Origin of the sequence: Stagnihabitans lacustris (assembly GCF_025950525.1) — a bacterium.
In the GTDB taxonomy this organism is placed as follows: domain Bacteria; phylum Pseudomonadota; class Alphaproteobacteria; order Rhodobacterales; family Rhodobacteraceae; genus Stagnihabitans.
Map to the genome: position 1 here is coordinate 719228 of NZ_JAPDGS010000001.1, position 22710 is coordinate 741937.

24 protein-coding genes are annotated in these 22710 nt (G+C 64.9%); 8 read left to right on the forward strand and 16 right to left on the reverse strand.

Features of this window, described 5'->3' with window-relative positions; all coding sequences use genetic code 11:
* Positions 1-2 precede the first annotated feature (2 nt).
* From NX862_RS03465 to NX862_RS03490, 6 genes are all read right to left on the reverse strand, one after another.
* Positions 3-872, reverse strand: a complete 870-nt coding sequence (locus NX862_RS03465; RefSeq protein WP_264492469.1) for an ATPase — start codon at positions 870-872, stop codon at positions 3-5.
* 85 nt (positions 873-957) lie between these two features.
* The gene (locus NX862_RS03470) at positions 958-1842 is read right to left on the reverse strand and encodes a DMT family transporter (protein WP_264492470.1); all 885 of its coding nucleotides are present in this window, start codon (positions 1840-1842) and stop codon (positions 958-960) included.
* A gap of 113 nt (positions 1843-1955) precedes the next feature.
* On the reverse strand, positions 1956-3068 hold the full coding sequence (locus tag NX862_RS03475; RefSeq protein ID WP_264492471.1) for an OmpP1/FadL family transporter: 1113 nt from the start codon (positions 3066-3068) through the stop codon (positions 1956-1958).
* Positions 3069-3166: 98 nt separating this feature from the next.
* Positions 3167-4033: a DMT family transporter gene (locus NX862_RS03480; RefSeq protein ID WP_264492472.1), complete on the reverse strand. Its 867-nt coding sequence runs from the start codon at positions 4031-4033 to the stop codon at positions 3167-3169.
* Entirely contained in the window at positions 4026-5267 is a 1242-nt protein-coding gene (locus NX862_RS03485) for an MFS transporter (RefSeq protein ID WP_264492473.1), read from the reverse strand. Before NX862_RS03485 ends, NX862_RS03480 begins: the two co-directional genes overlap by 8 nt.
* Positions 5268-5547: 280 nt before the next feature.
* Positions 5548-6537, reverse strand: a complete 990-nt coding sequence (locus tag NX862_RS03490; protein ID WP_264492474.1) for an alcohol dehydrogenase catalytic domain-containing protein — start codon at positions 6535-6537, stop codon at positions 5548-5550.
* Positions 6538-6703: 166 nt separating this feature from the next.
* Between NX862_RS03490 and NX862_RS03495 the strand changes: the two genes are divergently transcribed.
* From NX862_RS03495 to NX862_RS03505, 3 genes are all read left to right on the forward strand, one after another.
* Entirely contained in the window at positions 6704-7465 is a 762-nt protein-coding gene (locus NX862_RS03495) for a sulfotransferase (protein ID WP_264492475.1), read from the forward strand.
* 61 nt (positions 7466-7526) lie between these two features.
* On the forward strand, positions 7527-8309 hold the full coding sequence (locus tag NX862_RS03500) for a sulfotransferase (protein WP_264492476.1): 783 nt from the start codon (positions 7527-7529) through the stop codon (positions 8307-8309).
* Between the two features lie 21 nt (positions 8310-8330).
* Positions 8331-8972 (forward strand): sulfotransferase family 2 domain-containing protein, encoded by a 642-nt coding sequence (locus NX862_RS03505; RefSeq protein ID WP_264492477.1) that lies wholly within the window; start codon positions 8331-8333, stop codon positions 8970-8972.
* 106 nt (positions 8973-9078) lie between these two features.
* On the opposite strand, the gene guaA is transcribed toward NX862_RS03505, so the two are convergent.
* Positions 9079-10647: a glutamine-hydrolyzing GMP synthase gene (gene guaA / locus NX862_RS03510; RefSeq protein ID WP_264492478.1), complete on the reverse strand. Its 1569-nt coding sequence runs from the start codon at positions 10645-10647 to the stop codon at positions 9079-9081.
* Between the two features lie 264 nt (positions 10648-10911).
* Between guaA and NX862_RS03515 the strand changes: the two genes are divergently transcribed.
* Entirely contained in the window at positions 10912-12456 is a 1545-nt protein-coding gene (locus NX862_RS03515) for a trimethylamine methyltransferase family protein (protein WP_264492479.1), read from the forward strand.
* A gap of 148 nt (positions 12457-12604) precedes the next feature.
* Here the strand turns inward: NX862_RS03515 and NX862_RS03520 are convergent, their stop codons facing one another.
* Complete coding sequence (locus tag NX862_RS03520) at positions 12605-12913, reverse strand: DUF6477 family protein (protein WP_264492480.1); 309 nt, start codon at positions 12911-12913, stop codon at positions 12605-12607.
* 228 nt (positions 12914-13141) lie between these two features.
* Here NX862_RS03520 and NX862_RS03525 point away from each other — a divergent pair, with 228 nt between their 5' ends.
* Positions 13142-14254, forward strand: coding sequence for a DUF6456 domain-containing protein (locus tag NX862_RS03525; RefSeq protein WP_264492723.1), 1113 nt, complete (start codon positions 13142-13144; stop codon positions 14252-14254).
* A gap of 173 nt (positions 14255-14427) precedes the next feature.
* Here the strand turns inward: NX862_RS03525 and NX862_RS03530 are convergent, their stop codons facing one another.
* Complete coding sequence (locus NX862_RS03530; RefSeq protein ID WP_264492481.1) at positions 14428-15363, reverse strand: hypothetical protein; 936 nt, start codon at positions 15361-15363, stop codon at positions 14428-14430.
* A 120-nt stretch (positions 15364-15483) separates the two neighbouring features.
* Here NX862_RS03530 and lipA point away from each other — a divergent pair, with 120 nt between their 5' ends.
* On the forward strand, positions 15484-16431 hold the full coding sequence (gene lipA, locus NX862_RS03535; protein WP_413694530.1) for a lipoyl synthase: 948 nt from the start codon (positions 15484-15486) through the stop codon (positions 16429-16431).
* Here the strand turns inward: lipA and NX862_RS03540 are convergent.
* From NX862_RS03540 to hpt, 6 genes are all read right to left on the reverse strand, one after another.
* Positions 16428-17111, reverse strand: coding sequence for a hypothetical protein (locus NX862_RS03540; protein ID WP_264492482.1), 684 nt, complete (start codon positions 17109-17111; stop codon positions 16428-16430). The genes lipA and NX862_RS03540 overlap by 4 nt on opposite strands.
* Before the next feature lie 116 nt (positions 17112-17227).
* A complete protein-coding gene (locus tag NX862_RS03545; protein WP_264492483.1) occupies positions 17228-17710 on the reverse strand; it encodes a c-type cytochrome in 483 nt (160 codons plus the stop codon).
* Positions 17711-17832: 122 nt separating this feature from the next.
* The gene (locus NX862_RS03550) at positions 17833-18426 is read right to left on the reverse strand and encodes a glutathione S-transferase family protein (RefSeq protein ID WP_264492484.1); all 594 of its coding nucleotides are present in this window, start codon (positions 18424-18426) and stop codon (positions 17833-17835) included.
* Positions 18423-19310, reverse strand: a complete 888-nt coding sequence (locus NX862_RS03555; protein ID WP_264492485.1) for a cytochrome c — start codon at positions 19308-19310, stop codon at positions 18423-18425. The genes NX862_RS03550 and NX862_RS03555 overlap by 4 nt, the downstream gene beginning before the upstream one ends.
* A gap of 202 nt (positions 19311-19512) precedes the next feature.
* Positions 19513-19677 (reverse strand): hypothetical protein, encoded by a 165-nt coding sequence (locus tag NX862_RS03560; RefSeq protein WP_264492486.1) that lies wholly within the window; start codon positions 19675-19677, stop codon positions 19513-19515.
* Complete coding sequence (hpt, locus tag NX862_RS03565) at positions 19674-20213, reverse strand: hypoxanthine phosphoribosyltransferase (protein WP_264492487.1); 540 nt, start codon at positions 20211-20213, stop codon at positions 19674-19676. The genes NX862_RS03560 and hpt overlap by 4 nt, the downstream gene beginning before the upstream one ends.
* An 80-nt stretch (positions 20214-20293) precedes the next feature.
* Here hpt and NX862_RS03570 point away from each other — a divergent pair, with 80 nt between their 5' ends.
* The gene (locus NX862_RS03570) at positions 20294-20734 is read left to right on the forward strand and encodes a type II toxin-antitoxin system RatA family toxin (protein WP_264492488.1); all 441 of its coding nucleotides are present in this window, start codon (positions 20294-20296) and stop codon (positions 20732-20734) included.
* A gap of 160 nt (positions 20735-20894) precedes the next feature.
* On the forward strand, positions 20895-21554 hold the full coding sequence (locus NX862_RS03575) for a VPLPA-CTERM sorting domain-containing protein (RefSeq protein WP_264492489.1): 660 nt from the start codon (positions 20895-20897) through the stop codon (positions 21552-21554).
* A gap of 36 nt (positions 21555-21590) precedes the next feature.
* Here the strand turns inward: NX862_RS03575 and NX862_RS03580 are convergent, their stop codons facing one another.
* Complete coding sequence (locus tag NX862_RS03580) at positions 21591-22667, reverse strand: anhydro-N-acetylmuramic acid kinase (RefSeq protein ID WP_264492725.1); 1077 nt, start codon at positions 22665-22667, stop codon at positions 21591-21593.
* Positions 22668-22710: the final 43 nt, after the last annotated feature.

The following is a 22710-nucleotide window of genomic DNA, read 5'->3' on the forward strand; positions in this document are numbered from 1 at the left end:
ACTTAGGCAGCGGGTCCGCGCCGGTCAAGGGCGCGGGAGATGAGATGGTCGAAGTCCTGGGCCGTCTGGACAGCGCTGACCTCTTCGGCGGTGATGCTGACGCCCCAGCGCGCCATGGCCTCATACCGGGGCTGGCGGCTGTCCAGAAGCCGCGCATAGCCAAAGCGCAAGAAGGCGTCGGGGTCGGCCTGGGTTTCCAGGCAGCCGGACTGGGTCAGATATTCGGCCCAGACCTGCATCAGGAACTGGGGGCGGTAATACATCGGCTTGGGGGCGCGATCAAAGCGGGCGCACAGCGCGTCACGATGCGCGTCAGAGCCCTTGATCCAGACCAGAAGCAGGTTGTCGGCCATTTCCCGCAAGACGGGATCAGAGGGGTCATTGGCCTCGACCACCTCGCAGATCGAGCCCGAGGTGTCGCAGATGAAATGAGGATATCCGTAGATCGCCGCGGCCCTTTCGCTGAACCGGGTCGTGTCCAGCATGGCGGCGACCTCGGCCCCCGCATGTTCAGCCTGGCGGCGTTGATATTCGGTGAAGGCCAGGCCGCCTTTCGCAGGATCTCCGGGTTTGCCGAGATAGGTGGATAGGGGCGCCAGGTTGTCGAAGGTGATGTTCGAGGCAATATAGACCGAGTCGGTCATCAACAGCTCACGCAAGAGCGGGACCTTCATCGCTTCGCGCTTGAAATTGTCGGCGATGAATTCGCCCATATACCGCGTGCCGATCCGGTAATCGACGGAATAGTGGAACCAGTTGCCCTGGTCGCGCAGCAGGGTCGAAATCCGGGTCTTGCCCAGGCCCGACATGCCAAACAGCGCCAGTTTCTTGCGCGGGGCGTTCAGGTAGTCGGCGGCGGTCTGGTAGATCATGGCGTGGGTCCCGGTTGAACGCAGCGGGGGTTTCACACCCCCGCACCCCCGTGGAGATATTTGAGCCAGTATGAAAGGGGAAGGGTTATTTCCGGTTCATCACGATCAGCCCGCCGGTGATCAGGGCAAGGCCGGCAAAGGCTTGGGGCGGCAGGGTCTCGGCGTAAAGGAGCGCGCCAAGGATCACGGCGACCGGGGCGATCAGCAGCGTGACAAGGCCGATGTTGCCGGCGCCGGCCTCGTCAAGGATCGTGTAGAAGATCCGGTAAGCCAGCGCCGAGGCGATCAGGGCGAGGTAGAGGACGGCGCCGAGGCTTTCAGTCGTAAAGCTGGGCAATCCGTGTTGGATCAGCGCCAAGGGGGCATAGATTGCGGCCGAGATGGTCAGCATGGCGGCGGCAGAGACCTCGGGGCGGATGCCTTTCAGCCGGGCGCGGCCATAGGCGCCCGAGATCCCATAGGACAGCGCCGCGCCAAGGATCGCCAGTTGGCCCAGCGAGGTCGGGTCGAAGTCGGTCAGGCTTTCGGGGCCGATGGTGACGACGACGCCCACAAGGCCCAGGATCAGGCCCAGGATGCGGTTGCGGGTCAGACGCTCGTCCGGGAAGACCAGGGCCGCGATCAGGACGGCGAACAGCGCGGTCGAGGCGTTGAGGATGCCCGCCAGCCCCGAGGGGATCTGTGTCTGGCCCCAGACGATCAGCGAAAAGGGGATGAGGTTGTTCGTCACCCCCATCACCGCCGCATCGCGCCAGAAGGCGGGGGAGCGCGGGATGGGAGCCCGGGCCAGGGCGACCCAAAGCCAAAGCGCCAGCGCCGCCCCTGTGACGCGAATGGCCACGGTCGTCGTGACGGTCAGGGCGGTCAGGGCGGCGTGATTGGCGGTGAAGGAGCCGCCCCAGATCAGGGCGAGCGCCGCCATGAGCGCCCAGGTGCGAGGGGTGAGGCGGGCTTGGGTCGGATGGGTCATGGCGGGCTTCTGCCACGGGGCGCGGGATGGCGCCACCCGAAACCGGCGGTTTGTGCCAAAGGAAAGGCCCGGGCTTGGCGGCCCGGACCCTGCCGTGTCGTTAGGCCGTGTCTTTAGAACGTGTAGTCCAGCCGCACCCCAAATCCCACCGCGTCATTGCCGGTGAAATCGGCGCGGGCGGTATCGGGGGTGCCGGTCTCGGGCGTGGCATCGCCAAGGCGCGTGTAGTTGACGCCGAAGGTCACTTTCATCTTCTCCATCGTATAAACGGCGCCCAGGGTCGCGCCCATCTGGCCTGTCGTGGGGGCCAGTGGCGAAACCAGCGGATCGCCCGCCTTTTCATAGGTCAGCGAGAAGAGGCCCGACCAGGTCTCGTTGAACTTGCGCCCGACGCCCAGGGTATAGGTCGTCGAATCCTCAAGATCGACCAGCCCGCCCCCGGTGCGCGAGACAAAGAAGGCGGGGTCGAGGCGGAATTTGCTCCAATCCGCCCAGCGGATGCCACCGAAGACCAGGGTATTGGCCGCCACCCCGGTCTGGAAATCCAGGTTGACCGATTGCGGCGTGTCGACCTCGGTTGACTTGATGCCGACGGTGGTGGCGCCGACCTTTTCGACCGTGTCGAAGTCATGGCTGATCGCGGAATTGTAGGTCAGCGCCACACGCAATGCGATATCGGGGATCTCGTAGGCCGCGCCCACCACATAGCCCGCGCTGCTGTCCTGGGCGAGGTCCACGCTATAGCCGGTCAGCGCGCCATAGGCCCGGCCCGACAGGACAACATTGGCCGAAGCCTCCTGCAGGCGCAGACCGCCGTAAACGCTCATCCGGTCGTTGAATTTATAGCGCAAAAGCCCGGTCAGCGCCGAAGAGCTGGCATTGGCCGAGGTGCCGCCGAACCAGGTCGTGGTGGGCGATCCCGCATAGGCCACATCGGCGCCAAAGGGTTGATCCAGGATCAGGCCATAGCTGAGCTTGGCGTTGATGTCGGATTTGAAGCCGATCTGGGCCTGGATGTAATCGTCGGCCACATTGTCCACGGCCGAGGTAAAGGGCGTCAGGCCCTTGCCCTGCAGATTGGGCGACACAGAGCCGAACTCCAGCCGCGCCGCCGTGCCCTTTTCGAACAGGATGGTGATGTCCTGGCCCGAACGGTCGATGCCGCCCGCCAGGGCTGTGCTGGCCGTCGACAGGCCCAAGGCCACAAGGCCCAGACGTTTGATCATTTTTTCCTCCCTCGTTGGGCCGTCTTGGGGCGGCCCGGTCAGACAGGCTAGACCGGCGCAACCCCGCCGATCAACAGAACAGTCATTTTTACGTCACGTCAGGCGGCCTGGACCCGCATTTGCGCGCGCAGGTTCACCAGGATGCCGGCAAAAATCACCGCGCCGCCCAGCAGGACATAGGGGTCGAAGGGCTCGGCGTAAAACAGCGCGCCGATGACGGCGATCAGCGGCAGGCGGATGAAGTCGATGGGGGTGACAAAGCCCGCAGGGGCCAGCGACAGGGCGGTGGTCAGCGACAGATGCGCCAGCACGCCACACAGCCCGATCAGACAAAGCCAGGGCAGGGTCTGCGCCGTGGGCAGGGTGACGGCGCCGTCAAAGCCCGCCCCGATCAGGCCAAAGAAGAACTGCATGAAGGTCAGCCAGAACAGGATGCCATAGACCGATATCCCCTTGGTCAGCCGCTTTGTCAGGATGGCCACGGTGGCAAAGGACAGCGCCGCCCCCGCCGCAGCCAGCGTCCCCCAGTTCATCAGCCCCGCGCCGGGCTGCGTGACGATCAGGATGCCCATGAACCCCAAAAGCCCGGCAAGCACCCGGGGCAGGGTAAGACGCTCGCCCAGAAACAGCGGACCCAGGGCAATGACCCACAGCGGCGAGGTGAACTCGATGGCGAAAACCTGGGCCAGGGGGATCAGGCCAAGCGCCACCAGCCACAGGTTTTGCCCGACGAAATGCACGATGTTGCGGGCGAAATGTCCGGAGAGTCTTTCCGTCGAGACTTGGCGGATCTGGCCTGTGACCAGGCCAAAGGCGACCAGCAGGGTAAAGCCCACGGCGGACCGGACTGTCATGATCTCGAAGCTGTCATGGGTGGCCTGGACCTCGCGGCCGGCCACCGCGATGCCGGTAAAGGCCGCGACCGACCCCAGCATCCACAGCGCGGCCTTCAGCGCGTCATTCATGATCAAGCCGGTCGGCTTTGCGCAAGGCCGGGAAGGCCGCGGCCCAGATGCCTGTCACCATCAGCGTCCCGATGCCCCCCGTCACAGCCGCCATCACCGGGCCGATAAAGCGCGAGACGACGCCGGTTTCGAACTCTCCCAGCTCGTTCGAGCCCGAGATGAACAGGCCCGAAACCGCCGAGACGCGGCCGCGCATGTGGTCGGGGGTGACGATCTGGATCAGCGTCTGGCGCACATTGACCGAGATCATGTCGCCCGCCCCCAGCACAGCCAGCGCCGCGACCGACAGCCAAAGGTTCGTGGACAGGCCAAAGACGATGGTGGCCAGGCCAAAGGCCGCAACGCCCAGGAACATCTTGACCCCGGCCTTGTTCTTGATCGGGAAAAACGCCAGCCAGGTCGAAACCGCAAGCCCCCCCACCGCAGGCCCCATCCGCAACAGCGCATTGCCCAAGGGGCCAACCTGCAGGATATCGGTGGCAAAGGCCGGCAAAAGCGCCGTGGCCCCGCCCAAAAGCACGGCGAACAGGTCAAGCGAGATGGCGCCGAAAACCACCTTGTTCTCCCAGACATAGGCCAGGCCTTCGCGCAGCTGGGTCAGGGGGTTGCCCTCTTGCCGCTCGGGGGTCGTATGGGCGCGGATCGTGGTCATCGCGGCGATCCCTGCGATGAAGCACAGCACGGCCACGCCGTAGGCGGTGGCGATGGAATGGGCGATCAGCAGGCCTCCGACAAAGGGGCCGCCCAGGATGGCGATCATCCAGACCGTCGTCGACAGTGAAATCGCCCGGGGCATGTCGGTGCGCGACACCAGCATCGGCACCATGGCCGAGGCCGCGGGCGAGACAAAGGCCCGCGAGGCGCCAAAGACGGCCGCGATGACAAAAATCGGGGTCAGGGAGGGGTCGGGGTCCAGCGCGGTCAGCATCAGGGCCGCGACGCCCAGGCCCTCGACCACCAGCGACCACAGCACGATGGTCTTGCGGCTGATCCGGTCTGCCAGGGTGCCCGCATACAGCGTCAGGACGAACAGCGGCAGGAATTGGCACAGGCCAACCATGCCGACCATGAAGGCGCTTTCCTCGATGCTGCGCGTCTCGCGGGCGATGTGATAGACCTGCCAGGCGACCGTGATGGCCTGGATCTGGGCCGCGAACTGGATCGGGATCATGCCGGTGAAATAGCGGGCGTAATTGGGATGGCGGCGGAAAAAGGCAAGCGGGCTGTCGGCCATAATGGGTCCTGCGCGGGGGATTGGGCGCGACCATGCATCCGGGGGCAGGCCGGGGCAAGGGGGGAAATGGCCGGGGTTTGGGGGGTGGGGGCGGAGGTTGGGGGGGGGCTGCGCGCGCCCCAGCAGTGACGTTTCGGGCGCTCCCGGACCTGCGTCAGGGGGGGGCCGGTGCAGGACGACAGGCCGGGGCCGCAGAGCGTCCGGACCCTCCCGGACCTGCGTCAGGGGGGGACCCGTTGCCGGACGACAGGCCGCGACCGCAGAGCGCCCGGACCTTGCGTCAGGGGAGGACGAGCAGCTTGATATCCGCGGGCAGGGCGGGGGTGGCGATGGCATGGGCCGCCTCTTCCAGCGTCACGCGGCGCGAGATCAGCGGGGCGGTCTGCACCGTGCCATTCGCGATCAGGTCCAGCGCGCGGGACTGGGTAAAGGGGTTGATAAAGGCGGGGAGGATCGAAACCTCGCGGAACAAAAGGTCAAAGGGCTGCCAGGCGACCTTCGCGCCCTTGGGCAGGACGCCCAGGATCACGACGCGGCCGCCGGGCGCCGCAAGGTCGGGGGCGCGGGTCATCGTCTCGGTCACGCCGGCACATTCGATCACCGCATCGGCGCCGCGGGGCCACAGCGCCTGGGCCTCGTCCAGCGTGGCGGCGGTGTGCTGGGCGCCAAGGCCCAAGGCGACCGCGCGCTTGTGGGGATTGCGGGTGACAAGCAGGACCTCGGCCCCAGCCGCCCGCGCCAGTTGCACGGCCAAAAGGCCGATGACCCCGCCGCCCAGAACCATGGCGCGCTCTCCGGGGATCAGGCGCGCGACATCCAGGCCGTGCAGCGTGCAGGCCAGGGGCTCGGCAAAGGCGCCCGCCTCGGCGGTCATCCCCGCAGGCAGGGGCAAGGCGCGGTGGGCGGGGATCACGGCATATTCGGCAAACCCGCCGTCGCGGGCGAGGCCTATGGCCACATTGGCCTCGCACAGGTTCACCCGGCCGCGGCGACATTCGGCACAGGTGCCGCAAAAGATGTTCGGGTCGCAGGCGACCAGGGTGCCGGGCGCAATCCCCACCTTTGCCCCCACCGCCACCACGACCCCGGCGAATTCATGGCCCAGCGTCACCGGAGGCCGCGAGGGGAACTCGCCCAGGAACAGATGCCGATCCGTGCCGCAAATCCCCGCGGCCTGCACCTGGACCACCACATCGTGATCCCCGGGCTCTGGCCGCGCCACATCGACCACCGCCAGATCCCCTAGCCCCAAAAGCCGCACTGCGCGCATCTGACCCTCCCGCTTTGAACCATGGGACACGGCGGCGCGGTCCGGGTCAAGCGCGGTGCCAACTTGCCCGCTTGAGGTTGCCCAGGCGCGCTTGAGTTTACCCGGCTTGGGCGCTAGGGTCCGACCCCGCAAGCCAGTACGCGACCCAGTGCCCAACGGAGAGACCATGACCGCGCCAGACCTCGCGAGCAAAGATTTCGCCGTGCTGCGCCGCCCCTCCGAGGGGTTCTTGTTCATCGTGACCTACGGGCGCTCGGGCTCCACCTTGCTGCAAAGCCTGCTGAACACGATCCCGGGCTATTGCATCCGCGGCGAGAACGCCAATGCGCTGTATCACATCTGCCGGATGATCGACGTCTACTTGCGCGAACCGAATTTCCAGCTGCGTGCCGATCAGCTGGCCGGCAAATCCAAGGCGGTGCCCGCGATCGGCACGCCCGCCGACCCCTGGTATGGGCTGGAGCTGGTCGATGTCGAACGCACCGCCTTGCGGTTTTGCAACGTCTTTTGCCGCGAGATCCTGAACATCCCCAACGGCACCAAGGTCGCGGGCTTCAAGGAAATCCGCTATTTCTACGACCTGAACTTTCTGCCGACCCAGCTTGCGATCATGCAGCGCTTTTTCCCCAAGGCGCGCATCCTGTTCCTGACGCGCGATCCCACCGAGGTGGCGAATTCCTCGTGGTGGCGTGGTCATGACAAGACGGTGCTTTTGCCCAAGCTGGAAAAGACCCATGAGATCTTTGCCGATTACGCCGCGACCCATCCCGATTGCTTTACGCTGGACTATGCGGCCTTTGCGCAAGGGGCTGCGGGCCTGGCGCCGTTGTATGACTTCCTGGGCGAACCGATGGATGTTGCGGCGGTGACGCGGGTGCTGGGGCGGCGCCTGGATCACATGGTCAACGTCAAGGCGCCCAAGGGCTAGGCCCGGACCGCGCCCCCTGCCACAGATTTCCCCGCCTGTTTGAGATATCCAAGGACCCGACATGACCGATACTGTCGCGCGCGCCCCGATCCCCGGCCTTGCAGAGCCGGACTTCGCCGACCTTGCCCGCCCGTCCAAGGGCTATCTTTTCCTTGTCACCTATGGGCGTTCCGGCTCGACGGTGACGCAGAACCTTTTGAACGCGATCCCGGGCTATTGCATCCGCGGCGAAAACGCCAATGCCATCCACCCGTTGTGCAAGATGATCGACACGCTGGAGCGCAATCGCGAGATCACCACGCATCGGGCGCAGCGCGCGGGCCTGGTCAAGCGCGCCAAACTCCTGGGGACACCCGCCGATCCCTGGTTTGGCGCCGAGGATATCGACATCGACCGCCTGGCGCAGGGCATGTTCGACGTCTTTGCCCGCGAGGTGCTGCGCATCCCGCCCGGAACCCGCGTCGCAGGGTTCAAGGAAATCCGCTATCTGCAGGATGTGACCTTCATCCCGCGCCAGCTGGAGATCATGCAGCACCACTTCCCCAGCGCCCGCATCTTGTTCCTGACGCGCGACCATGCGCAGGTCGCGGCCTCGGCCTGGTTCAGCCGGCAGCCGCCCGACAACTTCTTGCCGCAGCTGGCCCATGCGGATGCGGCGTTCACGGCCTATGCGGACACCCATCCGGGCTGTTTTCACCTGGATTATGCCACCCTGATCCAGGGACCCAAGGCGCTGCGGCCCTTGCTTGACTTTCTGGGCGAGGAGATGCACGAGGACACGATTGCCGAAGTCCTGGGGCGACGGCTGACCCATGGCAAGCCAAAGGCGGCGCGCAAGGACTAGTGTCCCTTACAGGAGGCAGACTTGCCCATCATCCTGCCCGACCTGGGGTTGCATTACACCTCGGTGCCCAAGAACGCCTGCACCTCGATCAAGCGGATGTTCTACGAGATCGAACACGGCCGCCCCTTTGAACCCTTTCGCCGGGATGGCAAGCTGGTCCATATCCACCACATCCATTCCAGCACGAACTTTCAGGCCCTGCCGCCAGAGCAGGCGGCGGGGCTGTGGAAAATCGCCGTTCTGCGCGATCCGCTGAAACGTCTGGTGTCGGTCTGGCGCAACAGGGTGATGTATCACCGCGAGCTGGAGGTGGGGCGGCTGGCGGAAACGCCCGCGGGCGCGGGTCTGACGCCGCGCCCGAAGCTGGAGGAATTCGTGATGAACCTGGAGGCTTACCGCGCGGCCTCGGTGTCGATCCGGCGTCACAGCGATCCGCATGTCCGGTTTCTGGGCCCTGATCCGACCTATTACGACCGGCTTTACCAGATGTCAGAGTTGGCGACGCTGACGCGCGACCTGTCCGACCGGGTGGGGCGGACACTTGTGATGCCGCATGAGCAGACCGGCGGGCCGAAGGCCGATGTCTCGATGCTAAGCGCCGAGGCGGTGGCGCGGGCGCGGGCGTTTTACGCCGAGGATTACCAGGTGTTTCAGTTCGACTAGGGCGGAGGCCAAAGACCCCGCGGCGGGGCGCAGGGTCTTTGGGGCGCTTCCGCCCAAGGGTCACTTCGGTATTTGCCCGCGCCCAGGGTGAGGGCGCTTTGGCGCCTTACTCCAGCTCGATCGTGCCGGGGGGCTTTGACGTGCAATCGTAAAAGACGCGGTTGACGCCCTTGACCTCGTTGATGATCCGCGTGGCGGTTTCGCCCAGGAAATCATGGGTGAAAGGGTAGTAATCCGCCGTCATGCCATCAACCGAGGTGACGGCGCGGAGCGAGACCGCAAAGTCATAGGTCCGCCCGTCGCCCATCACGCCCACGGTCTTCATCGGCAGGATGGCGGCGAAGGCCTGCCAGATCTCGTCGTAAAGCCCGTGTTTGCGGATCTGGTCGATATAGACGGCATCGGCGCGGCGCAGGATCTCCAGCTTTTCGCGGGTGATCTCTCCGGGGCAGCGGATGGCCAGACCCGGGCCGGGGAAGGGGTGGCGGCCGATGAAGCTTGCGGGAAGGCCCAGTTCACGACCAAGCGCGCGGACCTCGTCCTTGAACAGCTCGCGCAGCGGCTCGACCAGTTTCAGGCCCATCTTTTCCGGCAGGCCGCCGACATTGTGGTGGGATTTGATCGTGACCGAAGGCCCGCCGCTGAACGAGACCGATTCGATGACATCGGGATACAGCGTGCCTTGCGCCAGGAATTCCGCGCCGGGGATCTGGTTGGCGTATTTCTGAAAGACCTCGATGAAGAGGCGGCCGATGGTTTTCCGTTTCACTTCCGGGTCGCTGACACCTTCCAGCGCGCCGAGGAAAAGGTCGGACTCGTCAGCATGGATCAGGTTCAGGCTGTAGTTCTCGCGGAACATCTTGACGACCTGTTCGGCCTCGCCCAGGCGCAACAGCCCGTGGTCGACAAAGACGCAGGTCAGTTGGTCGCCCAAGGCCTCGTGCAAGAGGATGCCGGTGACAGAGCTGTCAACGCCGCCCGACAACGCGCAGATGACCTTTTTGTCGCCGACCTGGGCCTTGATCTTGGCGATCATCTCTTCGCGGTAGGCGCCCATGGTCCAGTCGCCCTTGAAGCCGGCCAGCTTCACGAAATTCTCGTAAAGCATGGCGCCCTTGGGCGTGTGGTGGACCTCGGGGTGGAACTGGACGGCGTAGAAATGGCGCGCGGTGTCGGCCGTGATGGCGAAGGGCGCATTGGGCGAGGTGCCATAGACCTGAAAGCCGGGGGCGATCTTGGACACATGGTCGCCGTGCGACATCCAGACTTGTTCGTCGCCAGTTGCGAACCAGCCGTCCAAGAGCGGGAGCCTCGCATCGGTCGGCGTCACATAGGCGCGGCCGAATTCGGCGGTGCCGTGCCCGCCTTCGACATGACCGCCGAGGCAATGCATCATGACCTGCTGGCCGTAACAGATGCCCAGGATCGGGACGCCCAGGTCAAAGACCCCCTTGGGCGGCATCGGCGCGCCCTCGGTATAGACCGAGGCCGGGCCGCCGGAGAAAATCACGGCCTTGGGCGCAAAGCGGGCGAGGAAGGCCTCGTCCACTTTGTTGAAGGGATGGATCTCGCAATAGACCGACAATTCGCGCAGGCGGCGCGCGATCAATTGGGTGACTTGCGACCCGAAGTCGATGATGAGGAGGCGATCATGCCCAGGGGATGTGGTGCTCATGGGGTCGCGTAGCTTTTGAAGGCGGTTTTGGCAAGATGGGAATCGCTTGCGGTGCCGAACCGGGGGGCCGCAAGCCCCCCGGACCCCCCGCTTCAAGGGGCGCACGCGCCCCTTGAAAATCCCCGTGAGTATTTGCGTCAGTCTGAAAGGCGGGGTCGGTTTTGATCGGTGGTCGTGTCGCTTTTCGGCCTTTTGTGCCGCATTTGGTTTGGGAGCGCGGGGGATTTGGGCGCATAACGGCGGCAAACGGCTTTGGAGGCTTTGATGAACGATCAAGTGGCAGGACGGCGGGCACGTGGCGGCGGTGGGGCGACCCGGCGCGCCGAGCGGACGGCGGTTTCCTTCGAGACTGCGCGCTTCATCGAGCGCAACATCCCCAACTTCGAGATCCTGAACGAAGAAGCGCTTCAGATCATCGAATACAACGCCGAAACCATCCTGGAAGAGATCGGCGTGAACTTCGTGGAAAACGAGGGCGCGCTTCAACGCTGGCGCGAGGCGGGCGCCGATGTGCGCGGCGAGCGGGTGCATATTCCCCGGGGCCTGGCGCGGAAACTGTGTTCGACGGCGCCCAAAAGCTTTACCCAACATGCGCGCAATCCGGCGCGGAATGTGGAAATCGGCGGGCGGAACCTGGTGCTGGCGCCGGTCTATGGACCTCCGTTTGTGCGGGATATGGAGGGCGGGCGGCGTTATGCGACGATTGCCGACTTCCGCAACTTTGTGAAATTGGCCTATATGTCCAAGTGGTTGCACCATTCGGGCGGCACGGTTTGCGAGCCCACGGACGTGCCGGTGAACAAGCGCCACCTGGACATGCTGCTGGCCCATATGACCCTGTCGGACAAGCCCTTCATGGGGTCGGTCACGGCACCCGAGCGGGCGGTGGATTCGGTCGCCATGGCGAAGATCCTGTTTGGCGCGGATTTCGTCGATCAGAACACGGTGATGACGTCGCTGGTCAACATCAACTCGCCCATGACCTTTGACGGGATCATGATGGGCGCTTTGGAGACCTATGCGCAGGCGAACCAGGCGTCCATCGTGTCTCCGTTCATCGTGGGCGGGGCGATGGCGCCGGTGACGGTCGGCGGCACGCTGACGCAGGTTCTGGCGGAAGTGCTGGCGGGCGTGGCCTATTCGCAGTTGGTGCGCGCGGGGTCGCCGGTCATTGCCGGGGCCTTTGTGACCTCGATCGACATGAACTCGGGCGCGCCGACCTTCGGGACGCCGGAGGCCAGCCACATCACCTACGGCGTCGGTCAATTGGTGCGCCGTCTGGGCCTGCCTTACCGGTCGGCCGGGGGCTTCTGCGGGTCGAAACTGCCCGACGCGCAGGCGGCTTACGAATCGGCCAACAGCCTGAACATGGGGCTTCTGTCGGGCGTGAACTTCATGCTGCACGCTTGCGGCTGGCTGGAGGGCGGCCTTGTGTCGTCCTATGAGAAGTTCGTGATGGATGCCGACCAACTGGGCACGCTGCACCACATGGCCAAGGGCATCATCATGGATGAGAACGGTCAGGGCATGGACGCCATCCGCGAAGTGGGTCCGGGCGGTCACTACCTTGGCTGCGAACACACGCAAGCCAACTTCAAGACCGCGTTCTGGCGCACCGACCTTCTGGACTACAAGCCCTTCGAGACCTGGGCCGAGGAAGGCTCTCGCGATACGATGCAGCTGGCGAATGAGCGCGTGAAGAAGATGCTGAACGACTATGTCCAGCCCGAGCTGGACGTGGCCAAGGCCGAGGCGCTGGAGGCTTTTGTGGCCGAGCGCAAGGCGTCGGAGCCCGACGCCTTTATCTGAGGCGGAATGTCGTGAAATGGAAAGGCCCGCGGGATCGGTGATCCGGCGGGCCTTTTGCTTTTCGAACCTTGGACTGTCGCCAGGCTGGCGACAGTCCTTGGCGGCTGATTGTTGCCTTGGTCGGGACAATCAGACCCGCTGGGCCAGGTCAAACAAGGCGCAGATCGGGCGGATTGCGCGGCAGAAGGCTGACCTCGGCCATCAGGGCGATCATGACCTCGATATGACGGGCCACCGAATAACCGGCGTCGCCGCGCTGGCGGGTGGCCTCCATCCGCTCTTCTTCCGACAAAAGTCGGGGGACAGACCGGTCAGGCGCCGGTTGCCCGTCGATCAACCGCTTCAAATCGCGGTCACGGCGGTATTCCACAAGGCCCAGACGGGCGGCGCGAATCAGCAGCTGCGGCCGGCGCAGGTCAGCCAAGAGGGTGCGGAAATCGGTGCGGTTCGCAGACATGGGCAACACTCCGTTTCGATTCTGGATACAATCACCATGCCACAACTCAACCGGGCGTTGCGCAACCGCCGTTTCAACCGTGCGATGGTTACTAAGTTGTTTAAGATTTCGAAACAATTATAGCGATTGTCTTGGATTTTAACTCTTGGGTAACCAATGCCACTCACGGTTGCAGAAGTGCACAAATCGAACATGCGGTTGGAAGGGCCCATGCCGGAAATGATCCCCATGCAAAATCCGAGCCTCCGTTCCGACCTGCCTGCCTGGGTGCCAGGGGCCGTGCGCCTCTACCTGGACCACACCGAACAGGGCCTCTCGTTGCGCGCCATTGCCCGCCGCGACGGGTGCCATGCCTCGACGGTCCTGCGCCAGGTGCGCCGCTATGAGGGAAGACGCGACGATCCTTTGCTGGATGAAGCGCTGTCCTCCCTGGTTTGCCGGGACGGGGAAAGCCCCCATTCATCCACGAAGGAAGATCCCATGTCCGCTCCGATCCGCCACCAGATCCTTGACGACAAGCAAATCGCCCGCGAGGGGCTGCGCGTGCTGCGCCGCCTGGCGGAACCCGGCGCGGTCCTGGCCGTGGCGCCCGATATGGAAAAGGCCGTCGTCATGCGCGAATTCCCCGATGGGCGTTCGGCGCGCACCGGGGTCGTTGACCGCGCCTTTGCCCAGGCCTTTGCGCTGAAAGACTGGATCTCGATCCGCAAGGCGGGGCGGGTCACAAGCTATGAGCTGTCCACGGTGGGGCGCATGGCCTTGAAGCGGATGCTGGAGACGGAGGAGGGCCACAAGCAGGGCCTGGCGCAGGGGATGGCCGAGGCGCCCATGGTCTTTGGCCACCAGCACCGCGAATGGGCCACGCGTGAGATCGCGACCGAGGAGGGTCCGCGGCGGATGCGGTATAATCTGGCGGAAAGCCCGGTGGCGGTGCTGGGGCGGCGGCGTGACAAGGATGGCAAGGTGTTCTTGCCGCCCGAACTGGTTGATGCGGCCGAACGCCTGCGCGAGGATTACGAGCTGGCCCAGATGGGCCCCCGCGTGGCGCAGAACTGGGAGCGGTTCCTGACCGGCTCTGACCGCGGCGGCTTTCGCAGCGATGGCCTGGCCGAGGGTCCGCGGGCGGCGCGCGACCGGGTGGCGGCGGCTTTGCGCGACCTTGGTCCGGGCTTGGGCGATGTGGCGCTGCGGGTCTGCTGTTTCCTGGAGGGCATCGAGGCGGCGGAGCGGCGGATGGGTTGGGCGGCGCGGTCGGGCAAGATCGTCTTGCGCATCGCCCTGCAACGCCTGCGCCGCCACTATGACGAGACCTATGGCCGCTCTGGCCCGCTGATCGGGTAGGGCCAAAGGGGGGGGGAGGATCAGCCCCCCCGCTATCCGCTCCCCGGATCAGCCCCCCGCGTCGCACACCCCCGCCATGCCTGACCGGCCCGTCTCCGGTCGAAGAATTGGCCATCATCCCCCGCGTCGCACACCCCGCCATGCCTGACGCCAGACGTCTCCGGTCATGCCTGCTATTTCTTCTTGGACATCGCCGCCTTGAAATCATCCGCGATGGTCTTGAAGTCGGCCCCCGCGCCCTCGGAGATTTCGGCCACCTCTTTCAAATAGCCCTGCAAAGTCTTCGCATCCTTGGCGGCGGCTATCTCTTTCTTCTTCTTCTCGCCCAAGGCTTTGACTTCGGCCGCGAATTTCTTGATCTTGGCCAGCTCGGACTGACCCTGCTTGACGAAATCAGCCGCCTTTTTCAGGTCGGTTTCAAAGGCCTCTTGGGCGGCCATCAGCGGCTTTTCCATCTTGAGCCGCATCTTTTCGATGGTCGCCACCGCAGCCTTCAGGCTTTTATCGTCGATCCCCGCGACGGCCGCCGCCTTCTCGGCCTCTTTCGCGGCCCCCGCCTTGCCGCCCTTGACGGCCTCGGTCACGATCAGCTTGATCCAGGCCGGATATTGCTTGGGCAATTCCCGCAAAAAGGCATCGACCTTGAAATGCAGGTCCGCGGATTCGCCCAGCTCTTTGCGCTTGGTCTCGATGGTCTCGAACAGCTTTTTCGCCTTGTCGCGTTCGGCTGATTTTTCCTTGGTCGACTTGATCGCCTTGCCCATGGCATCGGTCAGCTTGTCGATGGGCTTGAACAGCGCGTCGCACTCTTTGCAATAAAGGTTGACCTCGTTGACCTCTTGGGCGACCAGCCGGACGTCCTCGTCCAACAGCGCCTTGGCCTGGGGGACGCCCTTCTTGCCCTCAAAGGCCTTGTAGTCGGTGCCCGCGGCGCCCGCCTCGACCGCGGCCTTCAGCACGGCGCGAAAGTCTTTTTCGTGCTTTTCCAACAGCTTGTCGCGGGCCTTCAGAATATCAAGCAGCTTTCTGCCCCGCGCCAGTGTCAGGTTGCGCGTCTTGGGCTCGATCTTGTCCCATTCCTTTTGCCACTTGCCCCAATCTTCGGCCATCGCTGTGGTCCCCCCTGAAATGCATGGCAGCCAACCATCTTTACGGAACACCTTTTCGTCTCATGGGTCAAAGGCTATGTAACGGGGAATAATCGCGAGGCTTCGGCCCAAGGAGTGGCGATGCGTGACCTGAAGAACCCCGAAGAGCGTCACCCCGAAAAGGCGCATCGTGCCGACAATCCGCAGCCGAAAAAGCCCGAATGGATCAGGGTCAAGGCGCCGACCTCCGAGGGCTACAAGAAGACCCGCGACATCCTGCGCGAGAAAAAGCTGGTGACGGTCTGCGAAGAGGCCGGTTGCCCCAATGTCGGCGAGTGCTGGAGCCAGGGCCACGCGACCATGATGATCATGGGCGAGATCTGCACGCGGGGTTGCACCTTTTGCAACATCGCGACCGGCAAGCCCGCGTCGCTGGATGCCTTCGAACCCGGCCGCGTCGCCCATGCGGTGGCGGAACTGGGGTTGAACCATGTGGTTGTGACGTCCGTTGACCGCGACGACCTTGCGGATGGTGGGGCCGATCACTTCGCCCAGACGATCCGTGCGATCCGCCATCGCTCCCCTTCGACCACGATCGAGGTCCTGACCCCCGATTTCCTGAAATGCCCGCCCTCCGCGCTGGAAGCGGTCGTCGAGGCCCGCCCCGATGTCTTCAATCACAACCTGGAAACCGTCCCCGGCCTTTACGCCGAGGTCCGCCCCGGCGCGCGCTATTTCCACTCGCTGCGGCTGTTGCAGCGGGTCAAGGAGCTGGACCCGTCGATCTTCACCAAATCCGGCATCATGGTGGGTCTGGGAGAGGATGCGGCGGGGGTGAAACAGGTCATGGACGACATGCGATCCGCCGATGTCGATTTCCTGACCGTGGGGCAATATCTGCAACCGACGCCGAAACACCATGCGGTGGCGCGGTTTGTCACGCCTGACGAGTTCAAGGCCTATGAGACGGCGGCTTGGGGCAAGGGCTTCCTGATGGTCTCGGCCACACCTTTGACGCGGTCGAGCTACCATGCTGGCGACGACTTTGCGCGGCTGCGGGCGAACCGTCTGGCAGCCTTGGGGCGTTAAGTCCCCGGGCCGCTGCGGCTGATCATATAAAACATCATCGCGGCCTTCTCGCCAATAGGACCGGGAACAACGCCGACGTCCAGCGTCAGGATTTGCCCTTGGGGTCCGGGCTTGCCCCCCTGAAACTGTGCTTGGAACAGCGACGGAGCCTTGGTTTCGAAGTCCGGCGCGAGGCGGGTCACAAGATAGTCGATCGCCCCGTCTGTCGTGTCGATTGGCTGGCTCAGGGTGCATTGCATCAAGATACCGCCCTCGGCCCCATGGCGGCGCGCCAAGCCCCCCAAAAGGCGCAGGGTGTCATCATCTTCGGGCAGGTCCGGTGCCGAGCCTGTCCCATTGGCATCGACATCGGAGAATCCTTCGAACCTGCCACCGGCCCGCATCAGGGCAAGGCCCTGGGGGCCAATCCGGGTGCAATCCAGCGAGCTGATACCCTCCCCAGTGTCGCGCGCGGCCGAGAGGGAGAGGAAAGCGGGGTCGACCAGTTCGGGAAACAGGCTGCGGTAAAGCCAGCCCCCCTGGGTCTGGCCGTCCCAAATGCGCGCCTGATATCCCTCCGCCGTGCTGGAGAAATCCAGCGCCGTGGCGCGGGCGATCTGCCAGGCGCGGTCGATGTCAGGTCGGTCTTCGGCCAGGGCAGGGGAGGCGACGAGAAGGGCGGCAAGAACGAGGCGGCGCAAGGGATGTCTTTCGCAAGTTGGCTTTGGCCGCAGGTAGCGATCCGGGCGCTGCCCCGTCAAGGCCGGGCCAAGAAAAAGGGCGCCCGAAGGCGCCCCGTCACCGACAAGAACGCGGCTTAGCCCTCGGGTTGGCGATAGGTTTCGTGGCAGGCGGCGCAGGCCTTGCCGACCATGCCAAGGCCGGCCTTGGCCGTATCCAGATCGGTGCCTGCGCCCGCCACCAGCGTGGCTGCGGCGGTGTTCAGATCGGCCAGCTTGCCCAGGAAATCATCGGGCGTCGCCCAAAGTTCGGCCTTGGCGAAGCTGTCGGCCGATTTGCCGACTTCCGATCCGGCCGGGAATTGCTCCAGCGAGATGACAGAGGCCACGGCTGCGACATTGGCCGCGGCTTTGGCTGCGGCGGCGGAGTCATAAGCCACCTCGCCCTTCACCATGGCGCCGATCTTGCCAAGGTCCGAGGCCATCTGCAGCATCAGCCCATGACGGGTTTCCACCGCATCGGCAAAGGGGTCCTCTTGCGCCCAAAGGCCGGAGGTCGACAACAGCAGGGCCACGGCGGCACCGGTCAGCTTCAGGGGAGTCAGTTTCAGACGTGTCATGGCGAATCCTTTCGCAGTCTCGCGGTGCTTGCACAAGGCACCCGGGCCGGCCCCATGGCCAGAGCCATTTTGCGCGCGATTCTAACCTTATGCCGCGGGTTTAGCAGGCCTATCAGCTTTGCTTACGGCGCCTGGAAGGGTTGGCATATCTCGGCAAAGACCGGCAGGGCCTCGGCCCGGATGGAAAAGGCCGCGAGGCCCGGCGGCAGGGTCATGCCATGCGCCTCGGTCACGAAGCGCAGGGCGCAGGCGACCGCGATATCGGCATGGCCAAGCGCGCCGAACCACCAGGCGGCGGGACATTCGGACTCTAGCGCGGCAAGGACCTGACCGATCTGACGCGCACAGCGCGCCTCCCAATCGGGTGCTGTCACCTCATGCAAGCGGCGTTCGTAAAACAGGCTGACCGCCTTTTCGGCAAGCCCGGTGCCCAACGTGGCCAGCCTCAGGGCCCGCGTCCGCGCCATGCCCGTGCGGGGGAAAAGCGGCGCATCGACCAGCCGGTCCAGGTGGTCCAGCATCATGTGGCTGTCGGTCAGGACCAAGCCGTCCTCCAGCACCAGGGTCGGCACCCGCATCAGGGGGTTCAGCGCCGCCACCTGATCGGCCTGGCCAAAGACCGACCAGGGCCGATGGTCGAAGCCCATCCCGTAAAGCCGCAGCGCAATGCCGACGCGGCGGACAAAGGGGCTGTCGTATTGGCCGATCAGGATCATGGGCTGACCGGAGGCACCGCCTTGAGATAGGCCACCAGCGCCCGGACGTCGCTTTCGGGCAGGTGGCCCATATTGTCCACGACATGGGCCATGGCGCCGCCAACAAAGTCGAAATCGGGCGTGGCCCCGGTGGTGAGGTAGTTCAGGATATCGGCCTCGGACCAGTCAAGGCCGCCCGGCGTGACATTGGGCACTTTGGCCGTCCCGTCGATCACCCCGCCGCCCAGCCATTTCGCGGTATCAAGGCCCCCCAGCGCATTGCGCGGCGTGTGACATTCGCCGCAATGGGCCATGGCTTCGGCGATATAGCGGCCGCGCTCGACCTCGGGGGTCATGGTGCCGGTCAGGACATAGGCCGGATTGCCGAACAACAGCTTCCAGCCGCCCAGGCTGCGGCGGATGTTGAAGGGAAAGCCCACGTCATGGGGCAGGCTGGCCACATCCGAGGGCGGCAAACCGTCGATAAAGGCTTTGAGGTCGACGATGTCCTGATCCGACATCTTGGCATAGGCCACATAGGGCATGGCGGGGTATTCGTGGCTGCCATCGGGCAGGACGCCATCCTGGACCGCATGGATGAACTGCGCCGTGGTCCAGTCGCCGATGCCTTCCTTGGAGGGCGAGATATTCGGCGCCAGGAAGGTCCCGAAGGCGGTCGCGAATTTCTGACCGCCCGACAAGAGCTTGGCATCCTCGCCCTTGGCCCCCGCCGCCGCATGGCACGAGGCGCAGCCCGAGGCCCAGAAGATCGTCTCGCCATGGACCGGATCGGGGGTCAGCGCCTCGGCCGCCTGGGTGTCGCGGAGGGTGGGAGCGGTCAGGAACCAACCGGCGGCTGCGGCGAAAATGCCCAAGGCAAGCAGGCGACGAAAGAAACGGCCCATGCGAAACTCCTCTTTGCGCCAACCTGACACGGGGCGCGGCTTCGGGCAAGCGGGGGACACGCGCCCGTGAAGGGGGCCGTGAAGCAGGGGGTGTGAAGGGTGCGACGGCAGCGGCGCAGGGTTGCGACACAAGGGCGGGTGGGCGCCGCTTCGGGCTGAAGCGGCAAGGGGGGCGGACCGTGACGGGGCGGCGTTCTGCGGCTCAGGGCCGCAGGCGGCCGTTCACCCTCAGCCACTCGGGCCAGCCCCACAGGTGCTCGGCCCCCGCGATCAAGGCGCAGGCCGCGACCACGACCAGCACCAGCCGCACCCGCGACGGCGAGGGCGGATGTCGCAACCACCAGACCATCCGCAAGAACAGGTTCATTCGGCGAAACGGACCTTGCCGATATGGGGCAGGTTGCGGTTTCGTTGCGCGAAGTCGATGCCATAGCCCACGACGAATTCGTCGGGGATCTCGAATCCGGTCCAGTCGGCCTTGATCTCGACCTCGCGGCGCGAGGGCTTGTCCAACAGCGCGCAGACCTTCAGCCTTTTCGGCTCACGCGACAGAAGCAGGCGTTTGACATGGGACAGCGTAAAGCCCGTGTCGATGATATCCTCGACCACCAGCACATCGCGCCCCGCGATCTCGCCGCGCAGGTCCTTCAGGATCTTGACCTCGCGCGAGGAGTGCATGGCGTCGCCGTAAGAGGAGGCCTCCAGGAAATCGACCTCGCAGGGCAGGGGGATTTCCCGGATCAGGTCGGCGATAAAGATGAAGGACCCGCGCAACAGCCCCACGACGACCAGCTTTTCGGTGCCGTGGAAATGCTCGGTGATCTCGCGGGCCAGTTCCTCGACTCGGGCGGCGATGGTCTTGGCGCTGATCATCTGGTCGATCACATAGGGGCGCTCTTGCATGTTCGGTCCTTGGTGGGGCTTGATTTTTGGGCAGCCCCAAGACAAATGCGCCTTGTGCCCCCTTTGGCAAGGAAAAACCGATGCGCCACGCCGAGGAGAAGTTTCTCCCCCATACGCCCGACCAGATGTTCGCTTTGGTCGCCGATGTGGCGCAGTATCCGCAGTTCCTGCCCTGGACCGCCGCCGCCCGGATCAGGTCTCGGCGCCCGGTCGAGGGCGGCGAGGTGATGGAAGCGGATCTGGTGATCTCCTTCAAACTGTTCCGCGAGAAATTCGGCTCGCGCGTGACGCTCTTGCCCGGGGAAAGCCGCATCCTGACGGAATATATCGACGGCCCCTTTCGGCATCTGAAGTCGGAATGGCGCTTTGCCCCGGCCGAGGGTGGCTGCAAGGTCGCCTTCGAGGTGGATTTCGAGTTCCGCAACGCGATCCTGGCCGGTGTCATCGGGCTTGTGTTCAACGAGGCCATGACCCGCGTGGTGCGCGCCTTCGAGGCAAGGGCCAAGGTGCTTTACGGCTGAGGCCCGATTTTCCTTAGGCCCTATGTTTCCAATCCGGGCCCTATGTTGCCGAATCTGGCCAATGTTTCCAATTCCGGAACGAAAGGTTTCGTTCACCGTATTTGCTTGGGTTGATCATCTTTTGGTTGTAGGGGGAACTCCTGCAGTTGTGGAGTGACCCATGAAACTTTTGACTTCCCTGGCCTTCGGCCTCGCCTTGACGGCGGGGGCTCAGGCATCGACCGTTTATACGAATGATTTCTCGATGGGCGACGGCGGTTTTACCGGCGCCGCGGTGACGACTTATGGCACCTATGGCGCGTTTTACGGCATCCTGACCCAGGGGGCGACGGCGACGCTGAGCCTGACGGGGTTTGCGGCCAACCAGGCGCTGGAACTGACCTTTGACCTTTATACGCTGCAGTCGCTGGACGGCGACAATGCCACGTGGGGGCCGGACACCTTCGCCGTGGCCTTCAACGGGTCGACGGTCTTTGACTATTCCTTCTCGAATTGGCCGGGCAGCCTCGATGCGGCGTCGGACTTCCCGCAAAGCTATGGCGGGGTCGGGTCAAGTGCCGGCACCGGCGCCGTCGCAAGCATCGAAAGTTCAGGCTGGGCGGGGGCAACGGAATACACCTATGGGCTGATCCTGTCCGGTCTGGCCGATGCCAATGGCGATTTCCAGATCAGCTTCCTCGGCAATTCGGGCCAGGAGGCCTATGACGAGGGCTTCGGCATCGACAATGTGACGGTTGCGACCGTGCCGCTGCCGGCGGGCTTGCCGCTTTTGGCGGCGGGGATCGGCGCCCTTGGTCTGCTTCGCCGCCGTAAGGCTTGAGCTTGACAAAGCCCGGGGGCGCGCCCCCGGGCTTTGTCAGTCCGGCTGGCTGATCTGCCCGCCGCCCACATGGGCACGAACCCCGGTTGTCGCAGGACCAGAGGTGGCCAATCCGCGCCGCACCCTTGCCGCCAGATAGGCAAAGGCCTGGGCCTCCAGCATGTCGCCATTCAAGCCCGTGGCGTCGATATCCTCGACCGCGCCGTGCGACATCCCCGGCAGTCTTTGCCGCAAGGCCGCCATCAGGGCCTGGTTGTGGCGGCCCCCTCCGGCGACCAGAAGGCGCGAGATGGCTTGCGGGAAATGCTCGGCGCCCCGCGCCACGGCCGCCGCCGCCGCATGGGTCAGGGTGGCGCAGGCGTCAGCGTCCGACAGATGGGCCACGCCGGGCAACAGGTCGTGAAAGGCGTTGCGGTCCAGCGACTTGGGCGGCATGCGGTGGAAATAGGACTGGCGCAGGAAGCCTGCGATGACCGCCTCATCCACCGCGCCTTGCAGGGCCAAAGCGCCGCCCTCGTCCTGCGCCAGGCAAAGGCGCGCCTGCATCAGGTCATTGATCGGCGCATTGGCGGGGCCGGTGTCAAAGGCCAAAAGCGCCCCCGGTGCCTCGGGGGAAAGGCGGCCCGGATCGACCCAGGTCAGATTGCCCACCCCGCCCAGGTTCAAAAAGGCCAGGGGTGCTTCGGCCCCCAGCCGCCGGGCCAGCGCATGGTGGAAAAACGGCACCAAAGGCGCGCCCTGGCCGCCAAGCGCCACATCGGCGCTGCGGAAATCCCAGACCACCGGCAGGCCAAGGGCCTCGGCCAGGACCGCGCCATCCCCCGCCTGATGCGTGCCCCGCCCGCCCGGATCATGGGCCAGCGTTTGGCCGTGAAAGCCCACCAGCGCCACATCGGAAAACCGCGAGGCAAGCTCGATATGGGCGCCCTCCACCACTTCGGCGGCGGCGCGCACGCCCGGATCCCCCGGCCAACGCCCAAAGCCCGCCGCGATCACCGCGCGTTCCGCGGCCGTATAGGGGCGGAACCCATGCGGGCCGAAATCCAGCACCCGGACCCCATCGGTCAGCACCATGGCCGCATCGACCCCATCCAAAGAGGTCCCCGACATCATCCCCAGAACCCAGAGCGGTTCTTCCTTTTCCTTCACCGGCGCC

Bases quoted from the DNA above. Each gene is read 5' to 3' on its own strand.
- NX862_RS03570 (WP_264492488.1), top strand. From the start codon at position 20,294: ATGCGCCACGCCGAGGAGAAGTTTCTCCCCCATACGCCCGACCAGATG.
- hpt (WP_264492487.1), bottom strand. From the start codon at position 20,213: ATGCAAGAGCGCCCCTATGTGATCGACCAGATGATCAGCGCCAAGACC.
- NX862_RS03490 (WP_264492474.1), bottom strand. From the start codon at position 6,537: ATGCGCGCAGTGCGGCTTTTGGGGCTAGGGGATCTGGCGGTGGTCGAT.
- NX862_RS03545 (WP_264492483.1), bottom strand. From the start codon at position 17,710: ATGACACGTCTGAAACTGACTCCCCTGAAGCTGACCGGTGCCGCCGTG.
- NX862_RS03530 (WP_264492481.1), bottom strand. From the start codon at position 15,363: ATGGCCGAAGATTGGGGCAAGTGGCAAAAGGAATGGGACAAGATCGAG.
- NX862_RS03555 (WP_264492485.1), bottom strand. From the start codon at position 19,310: ATGGGCCGTTTCTTTCGTCGCCTGCTTGCCTTGGGCATTTTCGCCGCA.
- NX862_RS03500 (WP_264492476.1), top strand. From the start codon at position 7,527: ATGACCGATACTGTCGCGCGCGCCCCGATCCCCGGCCTTGCAGAGCCG.
- NX862_RS03520 (WP_264492480.1), bottom strand. From the start codon at position 12,913: ATGTCTGCGAACCGCACCGATTTCCGCACCCTCTTGGCTGACCTGCGC.
- NX862_RS03470 (WP_264492470.1), bottom strand. From the start codon at position 1,842: ATGACCCATCCGACCCAAGCCCGCCTCACCCCTCGCACCTGGGCGCTC.
- NX862_RS03515 (WP_264492479.1), top strand. From the start codon at position 10,912: ATGAACGATCAAGTGGCAGGACGGCGGGCACGTGGCGGCGGTGGGGCG.
- NX862_RS03575 (WP_264492489.1), top strand. From the start codon at position 20,895: ATGAAACTTTTGACTTCCCTGGCCTTCGGCCTCGCCTTGACGGCGGGG.
- NX862_RS03480 (WP_264492472.1), bottom strand. From the start codon at position 4,033: ATGAATGACGCGCTGAAGGCCGCGCTGTGGATGCTGGGGTCGGTCGCG.
- NX862_RS03550 (WP_264492484.1), bottom strand. From the start codon at position 18,426: ATGATCCTGATCGGCCAATACGACAGCCCCTTTGTCCGCCGCGTCGGC.
- NX862_RS03485 (WP_264492473.1), bottom strand. From the start codon at position 5,267: ATGGCCGACAGCCCGCTTGCCTTTTTCCGCCGCCATCCCAATTACGCC.
- NX862_RS03560 (WP_264492486.1), bottom strand. From the start codon at position 19,677: ATGAACCTGTTCTTGCGGATGGTCTGGTGGTTGCGACATCCGCCCTCG.
- NX862_RS03475 (WP_264492471.1), bottom strand. From the start codon at position 3,068: ATGATCAAACGTCTGGGCCTTGTGGCCTTGGGCCTGTCGACGGCCAGC.
- guaA (WP_264492478.1), bottom strand. From the start codon at position 10,647: ATGAGCACCACATCCCCTGGGCATGATCGCCTCCTCATCATCGACTTC.
- NX862_RS03495 (WP_264492475.1), top strand. From the start codon at position 6,704: ATGACCGCGCCAGACCTCGCGAGCAAAGATTTCGCCGTGCTGCGCCGC.
- lipA (WP_413694530.1), top strand. From the start codon at position 15,484: ATGCGTGACCTGAAGAACCCCGAAGAGCGTCACCCCGAAAAGGCGCAT.
- NX862_RS03465 (WP_264492469.1), bottom strand. From the start codon at position 872: ATGATCTACCAGACCGCCGCCGACTACCTGAACGCCCCGCGCAAGAAA.
- NX862_RS03525 (WP_264492723.1), top strand. From the start codon at position 13,142: ATGCAAAATCCGAGCCTCCGTTCCGACCTGCCTGCCTGGGTGCCAGGG.
- NX862_RS03580 (WP_264492725.1), bottom strand. From the start codon at position 22,667: ATGATGTCGGGGACCTCTTTGGATGGGGTCGATGCGGCCATGGTGCTG.